Raw genomic sequence first — 14,030 nt, 5'->3', positions numbered from 1 at the left:
CGAAAGAAGCGATGAAAGTATCCATCATGTCCCTCGCCGGCATGAGCGCCGTTCTGCTCGGCGTCATGGCGACGACCGTCATCCCTGCCTCCGCCGCCGAGGAGACCCTGCGCACCGTGGCGGCGGCCCGGAACCTGCGCATCGGGGCGGCCGTCAACGACCGCGCCCTGGAGACCGACAACGGCTACCGCGACAAGCTCAAGTACGAGTTCAACAGCGTGACCCCCGAGAACGCCATGAAATGGGTCAACGTTGAGCCCGAACAGAATGTGCACACCTGGGCCAAGGCGGACGCCGTCGTCTCCTTCGCCGAGGAGAACAAGCAGACGGTCCGCGGTCACACCCTCGTCTGGCACGGCGGTCTGCCCACCTGGGTCAGCGACGGCTCACTCAGCGACGAGAAACTGCGCGACGCGCTCAAGCAGCACATCCAGACCACCGTCAAGCGTTACGCCGGCCGGGTCGCCGTGTGGGACGTCGTCAACGAGGTCCTCGCCGAGGACGGCACCCTCAGGCAGTCCATCTGGCTCAAGCGCCTGGGCCCCGGCTACATCGCCGACTCCTTCCGCTGGGCCCACGATGCCGACCCCACGGCCAAGCTCTACATCAACGACTTCAACGCCGAATGGAACAACCGCAAGCGGGACGGCCTCTACAAGCTCGTACAGGACCTGCAAGACCAAAAGGTGCCGATCGACGGCGTCGGCTTCCAGACCCACGCCATGATCGCCGACCCGCTGCCCGCCACGCTGCCGCTGACACAGCTCAAGAACACCCTGCAGCTGTTCGCCGAGCTGAACGTCGACGTGGCCGTCACCGAGCTGGACGTCCGGCTCAAGCTGCCGGTGGACGCGAGCAAGCTGGCCGCCCAGGGCGAGGTCTACCGCCGGGCCGCCGAGGCGTGCCTCGCCGTCGCCCGCTGCGTGTCCCTGACCATGTGGAGCCTCACCGACAAGTACTCGTGGGTGCCGTCCGGGGTTCCCGGCTGGGGCGCGGCCCACCCGCTGGACGAGAAGCTGGCCAAGAAGCCCGCCTACCTCCAGCTGCGGTCCGGGCTGACGGAGCGGGACTTCACCTCGACCGCCGTCGCGAGCCACTCCGAGAAGTGCCTGTCCTTCTCCGGCACGCAGGTCGTCCAGGCGGTGTGCGGGACGGGCCAGCGGCTGCTGTTCCGCCGCGTGGCGACGAAGACCTACCAGATCTCCGACCCGTCCGGAGAGCAGTGCCTCAAGGTCGGGATTCCGAGGGCGGGGATCGAGAACAGCCTGACCCGCGGCTCGTGCGCGCCCTTGCTCACCGACTACCGGTTCGAGCTGCGTCCGTCGGGGGACGGGCAGCAGATCGTGTCCCTCAGCAACTCCAGATGCGTCGCCGCCAAGGACCGGAGCACCGCCACGGGAGCCGTCCTCGAACTGGTGCCGTGCTCGGGCACCCCGGTCTGGGAGCTGGCCGACATGCCGGGACACCCGTAGCAGCCGGAAAGAGCCCGATTCCCGGCGCCGGGCGGGCCGACCGCCCGGCGCCCGCCGGAACCACCCGGCAGCGGCTGGGACGCACCGGCAGGGGTTTTCGGCCCGTCGTCCCTCGCCCGGGTTCGGGGTTGTGCTTCGATGTTGCTTTGTCCGTACATCGAAGGAGAGGTCACCGATGCCAGACCTTGACGACCCGGCCGCCACGTTCAGGGAGTTCGACCGCGACCGGGACGGCTACATCACCCGCGAGGAGTTCACGCTCGCCATGAACGCCCGCGGCGAGGAGGTCACCGCGGCCGAACTCGACTCCATCTTTCACGCCTCGGACGAGCACGACGGGGACGTGGACGGGCGCATCTCGCTGGCGGAGTTCCTGGTGGCCTGGAACAGGTGACGGCACGCTCGCCCTGACCCGGCGGCCGGCGTCACCGGAGATGATCGGCCGCCCAGGTGCGGAACGTACGAGGGGGACGTCCCAGCACCCGCTCGACGTCAGGGGTGAGCCGGGCGTTGCCGTCCCGCGCCACCAGCCGGGAGCCGTCGACCGCGACGTCGGCGAACTCGGCATCCGCCCCGGCGGCGATCAGCCGCGTGCGGTAGACCTCCAGCGGCACGTCCGCCGTCTCGACGGGCCGCCCGAGCGTCTCCCCCAGCACCTCGGCCATGTCCGGGACGCTGAGCAGTTCGGGCCCGGTCAGCGTGAGGACGGACCGCACGTGCTCGTCGGACGTCAGCGCCCGCACCGCCTCCTCCGCGAGCGATCCGCTGATCGCCGCCCTGAGGCACGCGGGCGGCGACCACGGCCTGGTGCTCCGGCACCTGGCGGCGGCGCCGACGGCCGCTGGGCCGACCTGGCCACGGCCGCCGGCTACTACGACCAGTCCCACATGACGGCCGAGTTCCGTACGCTGATGGGCGTCACACCGGCCGCCTTCTTCCAGGGCCGCCTGCCCGCCCTCCAGCCCTGCTGACCCGCCGGCGACGGTCACCCGGGCCTGACAGGGGCCCGTTCACAGGGAGCCGATGCTCAGGGTGAGCGGGCCGGAGACGCCGGCGAGCCCCTGCGTGGTGAGACAGGCCAGAGGCTTCGTGCCGAACATGGCGAACGTGCCGGTCCACCGCGCTCCCTTGAACTCGCCGTCGACCACCACGCCCTTGATCAGAACGACGGTTTCGGCGCCGTTGAGCGAGACGGTGGAGGTGGAGGACAGCGTGCTGGTGTTGCCGTTGTTCCAGGTGATTTTCCGGCTTCCGGCCCTCGTGCCGGAGGTGCAGGAGAACGTCCCTGTCGCGGAGAAGGTCGACGTGGCCTGGAAAATGGTGGGATCACTGGTGGAGACGCAGTCGAGCAGAGGGGCTGTCCCGCTGACCGTGACCTCCCGGGGCTGATCGGTGAGGCCGGGGGTGTAGGTGACCGTCTGGGAACCAGTGCACTTGGTGGTCCCGATCGCGGCGCGTGCGCCGGTCGCGGCCGGGACGAGCATGGCGGCGAACGTGGCGACAAGCAGCGCGACGCCGCCGATCGCCGTACCGGCGAGCCGAGGCCCGCGTGAGACGGGCACGACCGGCGGAACGCCCTTGAGCATTGACATTCCCTCTCCTGCCTACGACGCAATGGCCACAGTTGCGGACCTCACTTGTCCCGAACCAAAGGACCCACTACTTACCGTTACCATACACAAACGTTAAGTCAACTTCCGGTCCAGGACGGCTCGGGCCACCTCGCCGATCCTTCCGCGTGAGGTACGGCGGCTCTGGAGAGGCAGGTCAGACAGTGGTCACACGCAGAACGTTCCTCGGCACCGCCACCGCAGCCGGTGCCACGACGCTGCTCGGCGGCAACGTCCTGCCCGTCGCACGTGCCGGCACATCCCCGTCGGACGCGGCCGGACAACGACCGGCCCGCGACGCGATCCGTGCGGTCAACGCCGACACGCGGCGGAACTACGCCGCGCTGAAAGCCGGCCTGGTCAACCACCTGAGCCCGGTCATCGTCGTCCAGAACGACCATCGGGGTGGCCTGTACAGGCTCGTCTCGAACGGGCGGGTACTGGAGTCGCTGCACCCGGTCGACGAGATCTACGAGCTGGCGAAGTCGATCGCGCACCTCCCGCTGGGCATCTTCGCCGTCATCGCCCCGTACCTGCCCAAGCAGGTCCCGGCGTTCCAGAGCGCCAGGATCGATCCGCACGACCTGGACATGGTCGCGTTCAAGGGGCCGGCGGACGGCTGGATCCAGCCGCTCAAGGACGTCTCCGCCACGATGACCAAGGCCCGGCGGCAACTCGACGAGGCGAGACTTCCACCTGGTCTTCAGCAGTCGTGCGCGAACATTCTCGACAGGTCACGCGAATTCATCGCGCACACCACACGAAACCGCTCCTTCGACATGGATTCCTTCGAGGACTACTCGGGCAGCGTGTATCCGAACATCCGCACCAACATGTACTGGGCGTCCAAAGTGCAGATCGAAGGCGTCGCGGACATCATGACCCGCTGGCGCGGGCAACTCGGCGACAACGCGTGGAAGGGCCTGTACGTCGTCGTCTTCACGATCTGGACCACATCCTCCCTGAACCAGAACTCCCTCATCATCAAGAAGTTCATGGACCCGGCACAGGCCGACACCCACCTGATCGACATATCCACGGCCGAGCTCCCCTCCAAGCCGATCCCCGTCGCCCTGGACAACGTCGCCCGGATCGTGCAGGACAGGATCGCCGCAGAGATGATCTTCTGCACCGACACGAAACTCGCCGACGCCCTCAAGGGCCCGGACGAGCTTCTGTCCAGCGAGATCCTGCGACTGCTCCCCATCGATCACCTAGGAGCCTAGGAGTCCCTTCATGACCACCGTGATGCTGGTCCACGGCGCCTGGCACCGGCCGAGCACCTGGACGAGGCTCCAGCCCGAGTTGCACGCGCTCGGCTACGCCACGCGCACGCCCGCGCTTCCGAGCGCCGGCGAACGTCCCACCGCGGGCATGCACGACGACGCCGCCGTGCTCGCCGCGGAACTGGCCGCGTACCTGCCGGACCGGGGACAGTCGTTGTGCACCCTCCACGGCCTGCCGGACCCCGACGACACGAGCGGCCTGTTCCCCCTCATCGACCAGCCACGCACCTCGCTCTACGGCGACCTGCCGGACGCCGAGGCCGAGCAGGAGATGAGCCGCCTGGTCAACCAGACCAGGCGGTCCTTCACGGAGAAGGCCGACACGGCCGGGTGGCACGACATCCCCGCCACCTACATCGTCACCGAGCGGGACCAAGCCGTCCCGCCCGCCCTGCAGGAGCGGATGGCAGCCCGAGCCGCCGAGATCCGCAGGCTGACCAGCGGCCACTGTCCGTTCCTGTCCCAGCCGCACCGTCTGGCCGCTCTGGTCGACGGCATCGTGCGGTCCGCGGCCGGCTGAACCCCGCTCGCCGCCGTCTGTACGCCGACCGGCGGATCACGCCGCGTGCCTGGTGGGCAGCAGGGCGGTCAGCAGCCAGCCGCCGTCCTCGGCCGGACCGGCGGTGAGGGTGCCGCCGAGCGCGTGGGCGCGTTCGCGCATGCCGCGCAGCCCTTGCCCGGAGGAGGGCAGGCTGAGCGGCGCGACGGCCGGACGGCCGTTGCGCACCTCGACGGCCAGCCCGCCGGGGGCCGCGGTGAGGCTCACCCGCACCCAGGTGCCCGCCCCCGCGTGTTTGAGGACGTTGGTGAGCCCCTCCTGGACGATCCGGGCGGCCGAGGCGCGGGCCATCAGAGGCGCCCGCGCCACTTCGGGGCCGATGTCGAGCTCGACGAGCAGCCCCGCCGCGCTCATGCGTTCGGCCGACCGGCGCATCACGGTGGCCGGGTCGGCCAGCAGGTCGGGCTGCTTGTCGGGGTCACGCAGCAGGTCGAGCAGGCCGCGGAGGTCTTCGAGCACCTGGTGGCCGGCGTCATGGATGTCGGTGAGCGCCTGGCTGGAGGGCCCGCCGGGGTCGGAGTAGCGGGCGGCGCCGGCTCGCAGGACCATGGCGCCGACGTGGTGGGCGACGATGTCGTGCATCTCGCGGGCGATGCTCTCGCGCTCGGCCAGCTGGTCGGCACGCACCTGAGCCAGGGCGCGCTGTTGCGACTCGCGACGGCGCAGCCGTTCCGCCTGGTTCGCGGCCTGCCGGGCCCGCAGGTAGCGGCCGCTCGCCACGGGGGCCACGACGAGCGTCATCAGCGCCAGGACCCGCGTCGGCTGCGACCCGGCGTCGGCCAGCGCGGCGGTGAAGGCGGCGATGGCGAGGACGGCGACGAGGTGGACGACGACCGTCCAGAGCCAGGAGGCCACGCGCATGGCGAACACGCCCACGGCGACCAGGACGAGCATGACACAGGTGGCCGTCGCCTCCTCGAAGTACCGGTCGGCCAGCAGCATGAGGACGACCTGGAGGACGAACACCAGCCCCGGCAGCCGCCGCGCGACGCCCAGGGACAGGCCCGCGAGCACCACCACCGACGCGGTGACCCAGACCGGCCCGCCGGCGGTGTCCCAGCCCGTCCAGGTGTTCAGGACGGTCAGGGTGAGCCCGCCGCCGGCCAGCAGCACGTCCGGAGTGACGTCGCGCTCGGGCAGGCGTCCGGCCGGGCCGCGCAGGTAGACGCCGATCAGGACGGGCACCACGACGGCTCCGGCGCAGTACCACCAGGCGTTGGCCGTGAAGGGGTGGGCGGGATCGGCCAGGTTGACCGCGGTGGCCACGCCCACGACCAGAGCCGAGCAGGTCACGGTGAGCGGCCGCGTCCTGTGGGCGACGACGCCGAGGGCCGCGAGGAGCAGGATCTGCACGGTGTTGACGGTGAACGCGCCGAGCTGGTCGGTGAGGACGAGCAGCCCCGCCAGGTAGCCCGCCACCGCCACCGGCCACCGCCGCAGGAACCCCATGGGAGCCCCGGCCAGCACGGAGAAGGCGCCGCAGATCACCACGGGCGCCGACGCGGTCCCCCAGGTGTGCCAGGTGGTCAGGACGTCGAAGCCGATGGCGGCCGTCACGAGCAGGACATCCAGCGCCTTGCCACGCCATCGCATGCGTCAACGGTATCCAGGCAGATCCGGAGATCGATACTCCCGTAGGAGGAGACCCCCTCCTCCTACTGGCCGGTCGAGCCGGCGCCGGCCGAACGCCCGGTGCGCGCGCGGCACGCCCGGCTACCGTCACGACGACAGATTCGGCGCGCAGCGGATCAGCCTAATTTCGGTGTCACTTGAAAGAACATCGAAAGGGCTGGTCATGAAGACGACGCGGTTGGCGGGGATGGGTCTCGCGGTCGGCACGGTGCTTGCGTTGTGCACGATCGCGAGCCCGGCTCAGGCCACTGAGGAAGGCTGGGACCGAGCGGCCGGCTGCGCCGACGCACGGGCGGAGGTCTCCTCCATCAGCGGCTGGGTGTCGCCCAACGCCTGCACGTTCATCAAGCGGCAGATCACGTTCGGCAAGGTCACCACCCCTGACCGGGTGGGCGCCTATGTCGACATCTGGTCCAAGGACGCGACGCTGTGGGAACCGGCCAAGGCGAGCACTCCGCTGCTCCAGGGCGAGGAGGCCATCAGAAGGTCGATCAGCGGAACGCTCAGCCTGATACCCGACTTCCGGTTCCGAGGCACGCGCGTCGCTGTGAACGGTCCCGCCGTGATGTTCGAAGCGCGCAACGAGGCCACGGTCAAGGGACACGAGGTCGCCTACGACGCGGTCTACCGGGTCCAGCTGACCGACGGCGGCAAGGTCGTGCAAGGCCGCCGCTACTACGACCGGCACACCCTGTTCAGGCCGCTCGCCCCCGAGCTGCCCGACCTGTTCGCCGGCGTCGCCGACGGCGGCGCCCCCGACCAGGTCCGCAGGCCGGTCCTCGGCCCCGACGAGCTCGTCGCCCGCGCCAAGGCATGGAACAACGAGGACGCGCAGGCCCTGGTGGCGCGGCTCACCGGTGCGCCGCTGTCCGCCCCCGGCCTGAACGGCGGCACGCTGCGCACCACGCAGGGCAAGCTCGCCTACCTGAACAGGTTCTTCGCACAGGTCAGCGACGTCCGGCTGGAGCCGGGGCAAGCCGTGAAGGTCAACGGCGCGACCTACCTGGAATGGCACGGCACGCTCCTGCCCAAGGGCCAGACCGACGCGATCAGCTTCGGCATCGTCGAGCGCGTCGACGACACCGGCGGCGTCTCGAACGGCTGGACCCTGACCTTCGACCAGCTGCCGCTCGTCGCCGACGAAGCCGAGATCGCCGAGCTGTACGGCAGGCTCAGGTAGCCATCGGGTCCTGATCAGGGGGCGGGCGCAGGCCCCGCCTGCGCCCGCCCGGCGACGCGTTCCGCCGCCCTCCGGTCAGCCGTTCAGTGCGGACTGCACCAGCGCGGCGTACGCTCGCTGGCCCGCGGGGTTGGGGTGGTAGGAGGCTCCGTCGGTGGTGATGTCGATCGCCCGCACGTACGGGTCGTTGTCGCAGATGGCGTGGCCGGTGAAGGCCGGCACCGGGTCGATGAAGGAGATGTCGACCCCCTGCTGGCGCAGGCGGGCGATGACGGCCGCGCTGACGGCGTTCATCCGGTCGGTCATGTCGTTGAGCCACAGGGCGTCGAGCTGGCCGATGCGCAGGGAGCTGATGCAGGTCAGCGGCGCCTCGTTCTGCACGTTGAACAGGTGCGGGTAGCCCAGGACGATGACGCGGGCGTTCGGCGCCTTCTGGTGGATCTTGGTGAAGGTGTCGGCGAGCGGGCCGTCGAGCGCCGCGATGGCCCGTTCGGTGCTGTCGTCGCGGCAGTTGAGGCCGACGGTGCAGCGGCTGATGACGTCGGAGAAGCCGGCGTCGTTGCCGCCGATCGACAGGGTCACCAGATCGGTGTCGGCGTCCAGGTAGCCCTGGTCGATCTGCGGCGGCTCGCCGTTGGCGTACGCGTCGCCCGCGACGTGCTTGGTCTGGGCGCCCGAGCAGGCCAGCAGGGCGAAGCCGGTGGTGCCGTTGCCGGTGCGCGCCTCGCTCTCGATGGTGGCGGACGAGCCGGGCCATTTGATCATCCGCGCGTAGGCGTCGGCCTTCGACCGGTGGCAGGTCGAGCCGCGGGTGCCGAGGGTGAAGTTGCTGATCTCGTCGTACGGCTCGTTGCCCTGCCCGGCCGAGTAGGAGTCGCCGAGGCCCACATAGTCGACCTTGGGCTTGCTCGTCGGGATGAAGGCCATGGCGTCGAAGGCGATGTCCCAGTCCCAGTTGCGGCCCTCCTCGCGTCTGGTCAGGTTGCTGAGCGACACGCTGGCGCCCGAGTCGAGGTGGAACACGCCGAGGTCCACCCAGGTGTTCTTCTGCCAGTACTGGCCCACGACCCGGTGCCGGGTGGGGGCGTTGCCGCCGGGATCGATGACGTAGTCGGCGAGCTGGGTGTGCGCGCCGATCTCCGGGATGTGCACCTTGATGCGCGTCCACCCGGTCATGGAGCTCGGCGGGCGCCAGATGCCGGTGACGCCGAACTTGAGCTGGCCGGCGTTGGTGGCGTCCCTGGTGTGGGTGAACCAGAAGTGGTCGCCGAAGCCGCCGCCGAGCTGGTGGAAGTCGACTCTGGAGACGTACGGCGCGGGCTCGGCCTCGTTGAAGTACAGCGTGAACGAGCCGTAGTTGCCCCAGGTCCTGCTGCAGCCCGAGCGCACGATCGGCACCGAGGACGGCACGTCGTCCACGACGTAGGCGTTGGCCGGGATGCCGCTGAGCGAGCAGTTGGGCGCGTAGTGGGTGCCGTCGGGTTGCTCGGGATAGGAGGTGTCGAAGCGGAGCAGCTCGTGACCGCACACGCCGCTGCCGCACATCCGGTACCACGTCGGGGTGTGCCACCAGCACTTCAGGTCGTACTGGCCGGAGGCGTCCTTGTGCTTGCACGGCGCGGCCGCGTCGCCCGGGTCGCAGTCGTTCTTGCCCGGCTCGCAGAAGGACGAGACGAGCGGCTTGGCGGCGTTGCGGTCATCGACGCTGACCCACCAGGCGGGACGGAAACCGGGGCCGTCAGGGGTGGAGATGGAGTAGGCGGCGAAGCCGATGACCTTCTCCTCGTACGGCCACAGCTGCGGCTCCGCGGGGTCGTGCGGGTTGCTGTTGAAGAAGTGGCGGTTGGCCGGGTAGACGGGGTTGGCGGGGTTGTTGGCCCAGCCCACCCCCCACGGCGAGCCGTCGTGCTGGTCGGGGTGGAAGCCCGAGTTGTAGGCCCAGATGGCGAAGATCCAGTTCTCCAGCCACGCCGAGTCGCCGTTGCTGTGGATCAGGCCGGCGTTGCGGGTCTGGTTCCACTTGTCCTGGAGGATGCGCAGGCCGGCGGCCATGTTCGTGGCGTAGTCGACCGCGATCTCCCGCTGCTGCCAGGCGGGCAGCGCGACCTCGCAGAAGTTCTCGTCCGGCTTGCAGGGACGCTCGTGGCCCTGCTTGCGCATGCCGTCGGTGATCTGGGTGATGCCGTACCCGCAGTCGCTCTTGTCCCAGTTGATCACCCAGTCGTCGGAGGGGTCGTCGTTGTAGAGCTCACGGCCGTAGTAGTTGCCGATCAGCGGGTTGCCGGTGCTTCCCGGCAGCACGTGGCCCGTGGCCTGCCAGAGGTTCGTCTCCTGCGACATGATGCCGAGGAACACCTGTACCGGGACCCGGCCGCCGCCCGCCAGGGAGAGCGGCGGGAACTCGCCCTGCGGCCGCCACTGCGTCAGGCCCGACTGCTTCCAGCCGGTCGGGCGCAGCATCGTCAGGTTGCCGACCACCGCCTGGTCCGCCGCCCACTCCACCTGGCGCGGCGTCGGCTGGTACACCTGCGTGTACGGATCGTTGCGCGGCACGGAACAGTAGGCGCCGGTGTCGACGGTGCCGGTCATCGACGTGGCGGCCGTCACCGCGAGGGAACCGCCGCCGGCGGCGGCGCCGGTGCCGACCACGCCGTCCGAGGTCCGTACCGTGAAGCCGGTCTCCCTGCCGGTGGTGGTGATCCTGGTCTTCAGATGGACGACCTGGGGCTCGTCGGGGCGCTGTGACGTCATCGACCGCACCCACTCCGCGGACGGCTCCCGGCCCGATCCCATCGAGGGCCGCGTCTGCGGCAGGACGGCCAGCCGCCCGTGCGAGGAGAGCCGGGCCGTGGCGGGGACGTCCACGCGGGTCACCGGGGCGGGCAGCGGCCGCGCGGTCGTGAGGCTTCCGGTGAGGAACACCTTCCCGCCCGTGCCCGCGCGCACGTCGACCTCGGTGAGCGGCCCCGAGGCCAGCTCCGCCGCCTCGCCCCCGGCGACGGGCACGCGGCGCACGCGGGCGACGTCCCCCTGGTGCTCCATGAACACCACGCCGCCGCCGGCGTCGGCGGCCAGCCTGAACGGCACCGACGCCGCCCTGGCGAGGTCGCGCGGCCTCCCGCGCGCGGGAAGGAACCGCAGGCTGCTGCCGGCGGCGGCCACGATGCCGCCGTTCACGGGGATGGCGGACGTGATCTGCCCGGCCTGCTCGACGGGCGCGGCCATCCGTCCCGAGGCCGCGTCGAGCACGGACAGCCGGGTGCGCGCCGGCGGGCCGCCCGGCTGGTCCCCTCCCCTGGCCTGTGTGATCACGCTGCGCTCTCCCTGGCCGCAGCCGGGGTTGAAGTAGGCGAGCGAGGAGTGGATCGGCAGCTTGGTGACCTTGCCGGTGGGCACGTCGATGAGCGCGGTGAAGGCGCCGCGGTCGAACAGGTCCGCCTGGTTGGTGAAGGCGCGCGGCGCGTACACGGCCACCGCCTTCCTGCCGGAGGCGGTGAAGCAGACGTTGCCGATCCAGCGGTCGGTCTCGAAGCCGGGCTCGCTCAGCGTCGCCAGCGTGCGCCAGGTGTAGCCGGTGCGTTCCTCGGCCGTCAGCAGGTGGAAGCCGGTCGCGTCGCCCTCGGTGGTCCAGGCGAGGTCCGGCGAGGTACGCCAGTCCGCGGCCAGCACGCGGTCCCGCTCGGCCGGGGCCACCGACGAGGAAGGCTCCTGTGGCGGCGGGGTGTCCGGCGGAGCGGCCGCGCCCGCCGGAACGGTCAGCCCGGCCGTGAGCAGCGCGGCGGCCGCGCCGATGCCGAGCGCTCTGATCGTGGGTCTGTTCATGACGGGCTCCAAGGGGGGTGGCGGATGGCAGGTGGAACCGCGGAACGTGGGGGTCAGCCGGTGAAGCAGGCGTAGACGTCCACCGAGATCTTGACCGGGGACGTGCCGGTGTTCCTCAGCACGACCGTGCCGTCCGGGCGGAGCGCGGCCGTGGCGAAGCCGACGGTGCTCCGGCCCGCCGTGTACGCGACCGTCCGCACGCCGGTGGCGCTGTCGGAGGGGACGACCTCGACCGTGCCGTTCGCCGTCCCGGTGGCGGTGACGGCGACGCCGACGGCCGTGACGCCCGCCGAGGGGATGTCGCCGCCGGAGGGACGCAGCACGTACGTGCCGCCGGCGGCGACCGTCACGCCGTCGCCGACCCGGACCGGGGCGATCGCCTTGACGAGTGAGGCCCGTTCGGCGGCGGTGTAGTAGCCGCTCACCTCGACCGAGACCTCGGCCGCGCCGCCGCCCAGATTGTGCAGATTGATCTTCCCGTCGGCGCCGGGCCTGACGATGGTGAAGAACTGCACGGGGGTGTTGGCGGGGTAGTCCACGTTGGCGTCGACCGGGAAGGCGTCCCCCGCGGGATAGACCCGGATCGTGCCGGTGGATCCGCTCTTGACCAGCACCGTCAGGGCGACGCTCTGCGGGGACGGCAGGCCGGGCGTCGTGAGTTCGAGATTCCCCAGCGCCGCGACCGGCACCCGGTCGGCGATCCGCGACGGCGCCACCGGGTGGTAGGTGCCGCCGACGTCGGACGCGGCGTGGTCGAGGGTGTAGCCGTGCACGTCGAGGTAGACGCGGACGGCCTGGCCGCTGCGGTTCTCCAGCTTGAGCGCGCCGTCCTCGCCGACCTTCGCCACGACCATGGTCGAGGCGTACCGGCCGGCGTCGTAGAAGAGCACGTCGCCCTTCGGCTCGGGCTCGCCGGAGGGGTAGACGGCCAGCGAGCCGGTGTTGAAGAAGTCGCCCTTGGCGGCGATGTTGACCGCGACGGCGGCGATGCCGTCGGCGGGGAGCCCGGCGACGCCCGCGAGGGGGACGGTCAACGTCGAGTTCGCGCTGATCTGGACGTTGCCGAGGACGCGGGTGCGGGTCTGGAAGAGCTGGTGCGGGCCGGGGCGGGCCACTGAGCCGAGGGCGGCCTCGTCGAGCTGGATGCGGGGAGTGCTGCCGCCGCCGTAGGCGATGTGCTTGCCGGTGTCCTTCAGCGCCGCCTCGATCTCGGCCGGCGTGGCGTCGGGACGTGCCTGGCGCAGCACCGCCAAAGCTCCGGCGACGTGCGGGGCGGCCATCGACGTGCCGCTCATGGACTGCCACCGGCCGCCCGGCACCGACGAGACGATGTCCGTCCCGGGGGCGAACAGGTCCAGCAGCGGGCCGCGATCGCTGAAGGAGGACACCTCGTCCTGGTCGGTGGTGCTGCCCACCGCGACGGCGGAGGAGACGCAGGCCGGGGCGCTGACGGCGTCGGTGTAGCCGTTGTTGCCCGCGGCCACCACCGTGAGGGCCCCGGCGGCGAGCAGCCGGTCGATCGCGGGTCTGCGCGGATCGTCGTCGCACGGGGAGGTGTACCTGCCGCTGCCCAGGCTGAGGTTGACCGCGGCCACCGGGACGCCCTCGTCGATCAGGTCCAGGACCTTCTCCATCCCCGCGAGCTGGGCGCTGACGAAGCTCAGCAGGCACGGCGGCCCGGCGCTCCCGCAGTAGGAGAAGGAGTCGAACCTGCTGTAGACCTGAACGGCGACGAGGCCGGCCCCCGGAGCGACCCCGCCCGCCGCGTCGCCGGTCTCCTGCCCGGCGACGATCCCGGCCACGTGCGTGCCGTGGGCGCAGTCCAGGTACGCGCACGGTCCGCTGTCGGCGTCCGCCGCTCCGGGCCCTTCCTGCTGGTCGGCGCCGTCCGGGCACAGGCTGGAGGCACCGTAGGCGGCGTCGCTGGGCGAGAAGCACGCCTCGGCCACGACGCGCCCGCCGAAGAACGGATGGTGAACCGCGACACCCGAGTCCAGGACGGCCACCGCGCTGCCCTCGCCGGTCAGCCCCGCCTCCCGGGTGCGGTCCGCGCCGATGAGGGGCACGCTCTCGGCGAGGGTGGGCGGGACCGGCACGTCCTCCGACACGCTGACCACGCCCGGCTGGGCCGCCAGCCGGTCCACCTCCGCGCGGCCGGCGCGCACGGTGAGCACCGGTAATCGCGACAGCGTCTGGATCACCCGTCCGTGGCCGGCCGCGGCGGCCGCGGCGGACAGGCCGGCGCGGTCCCGCGTCACCACGTTCACGCGGACCTCGCCGCCCGCGGACAGCTTCGCCGCCAGCCCGGGATCCACGCGGGGGCCGGACGCCGCCGCCGAGGCCGCCCGCGACGGCTCGGGCGGCGCCGCGACGAGGGCCGTCATGAAGGCCGTCATGACGGCGGCCGCGGTGATGAGGCGGCGGGCCAGGGGTTGCTTCATGTGCACTCCGCTCGACGAAGGACGTGCC

General features: G+C 71.2%; 11 protein-coding genes. 6 read left to right on the top strand and 5 right to left on the bottom strand.

Translation table 11 applies throughout. From position 1 onward, the window contains the following. Window positions 1–11: 11 nt before the first annotated feature. Both ACIBQ6_RS01355 and ACIBQ6_RS01350 read left to right on the top strand, forming a co-directional pair. Window positions 12–1,472 (top strand): endo-1,4-beta-xylanase, encoded by a 1,461-nt coding sequence (locus tag ACIBQ6_RS01355; protein ID WP_397209626.1) that lies wholly within the window; start codon window positions 12–14, stop codon window positions 1,470–1,472. Window positions 1,473–1,647: 175 nt separating this feature from the next. Continuing rightward, window positions 1,648–1,866, top strand: coding sequence for an EF-hand domain-containing protein (locus ACIBQ6_RS01350; protein WP_397209625.1), 219 nt, complete (start codon window positions 1,648–1,650; stop codon window positions 1,864–1,866). A 31-nt stretch (window positions 1,867–1,897) separates the two neighbouring features. Here ACIBQ6_RS01350 and ACIBQ6_RS01345 read toward each other — a convergent pair whose 3' ends face one another. Continuing rightward, window positions 1,898–2,215, bottom strand: coding sequence for a hypothetical protein (locus ACIBQ6_RS01345; RefSeq protein WP_397209624.1), 318 nt, complete (start codon window positions 2,213–2,215; stop codon window positions 1,898–1,900). Here ACIBQ6_RS01345 and ACIBQ6_RS01340 point away from each other — a divergent pair. Next, complete coding sequence (locus tag ACIBQ6_RS01340; RefSeq protein WP_397209623.1) at window positions 2,189–2,443, top strand: AraC family transcriptional regulator; 255 nt, start codon at window positions 2,189–2,191, stop codon at window positions 2,441–2,443. The genes ACIBQ6_RS01345 and ACIBQ6_RS01340 overlap by 27 nt on opposite strands. Before the next feature lie 39 nt (window positions 2,444–2,482). Here the strand turns inward: ACIBQ6_RS01340 and ACIBQ6_RS01335 are convergent, their stop codons facing one another. After that, window positions 2,483–3,064 carry a hypothetical protein gene (locus ACIBQ6_RS01335; protein WP_397209622.1) on the bottom strand — a complete coding sequence of 194 codons (582 nt, stop codon included), beginning with the start codon at window positions 3,062–3,064 and terminating at the stop codon, window positions 2,483–2,485. Window positions 3,065–3,210: 146 nt separating this feature from the next. Here ACIBQ6_RS01335 and ACIBQ6_RS01330 point away from each other — a divergent pair, with 146 nt between their 5' ends. Then, entirely contained in the window at window positions 3,211–4,308 is a 1,098-nt protein-coding gene (locus tag ACIBQ6_RS01330) for a twin-arginine translocation signal domain-containing protein (RefSeq protein ID WP_397209621.1), read from the top strand. A 10-nt stretch (window positions 4,309–4,318) separates the two neighbouring features. Beyond that, a complete protein-coding gene (locus ACIBQ6_RS01325) occupies window positions 4,319–4,888 on the top strand; it encodes an alpha/beta fold hydrolase (RefSeq protein ID WP_397209620.1) in 570 nt (189 codons plus the stop codon). A 36-nt stretch (window positions 4,889–4,924) separates the two neighbouring features. Here ACIBQ6_RS01325 and ACIBQ6_RS01320 read toward each other — a convergent pair whose 3' ends face one another. Beyond that, window positions 4,925–6,520: a sensor histidine kinase gene (locus ACIBQ6_RS01320; RefSeq protein ID WP_397209619.1), complete on the bottom strand. Its 1,596-nt coding sequence runs from the start codon at window positions 6,518–6,520 to the stop codon at window positions 4,925–4,927. A 202-nt stretch (window positions 6,521–6,722) separates the two neighbouring features. On the opposite strand from ACIBQ6_RS01320, the gene ACIBQ6_RS01315 reads away from it, so the two are divergent. Further along, window positions 6,723–7,739: a nuclear transport factor 2 family protein gene (locus ACIBQ6_RS01315; protein WP_397209618.1), complete on the top strand. Its 1,017-nt coding sequence runs from the start codon at window positions 6,723–6,725 to the stop codon at window positions 7,737–7,739. A 75-nt stretch (window positions 7,740–7,814) separates the two neighbouring features. On the opposite strand, the gene ACIBQ6_RS01310 is transcribed toward ACIBQ6_RS01315, so the two are convergent. Beyond that, the gene (locus tag ACIBQ6_RS01310; protein ID WP_397209617.1) at window positions 7,815–11,561 is read right to left on the bottom strand and encodes an SGNH/GDSL hydrolase family protein; all 3,747 of its coding nucleotides are present in this window, start codon (window positions 11,559–11,561) and stop codon (window positions 7,815–7,817) included. A gap of 53 nt (window positions 11,562–11,614) precedes the next feature. Next, on the bottom strand, window positions 11,615–14,002 hold the full coding sequence (locus tag ACIBQ6_RS01305; protein ID WP_397209616.1) for a S8 family peptidase: 2,388 nt from the start codon (window positions 14,000–14,002) through the stop codon (window positions 11,615–11,617). Window positions 14,003–14,030: the final 28 nt, after the last annotated feature.

Source organism: Nonomuraea sp. NPDC049655 (genome assembly GCF_044465465.1).
Lineage (GTDB): Bacteria > Actinomycetota > Actinomycetes > Streptosporangiales > Streptosporangiaceae > Nonomuraea.
Note: the sequence above shows the minus strand (reverse complement) of the source record. Positions and strands in the feature narration are given on the sequence as shown.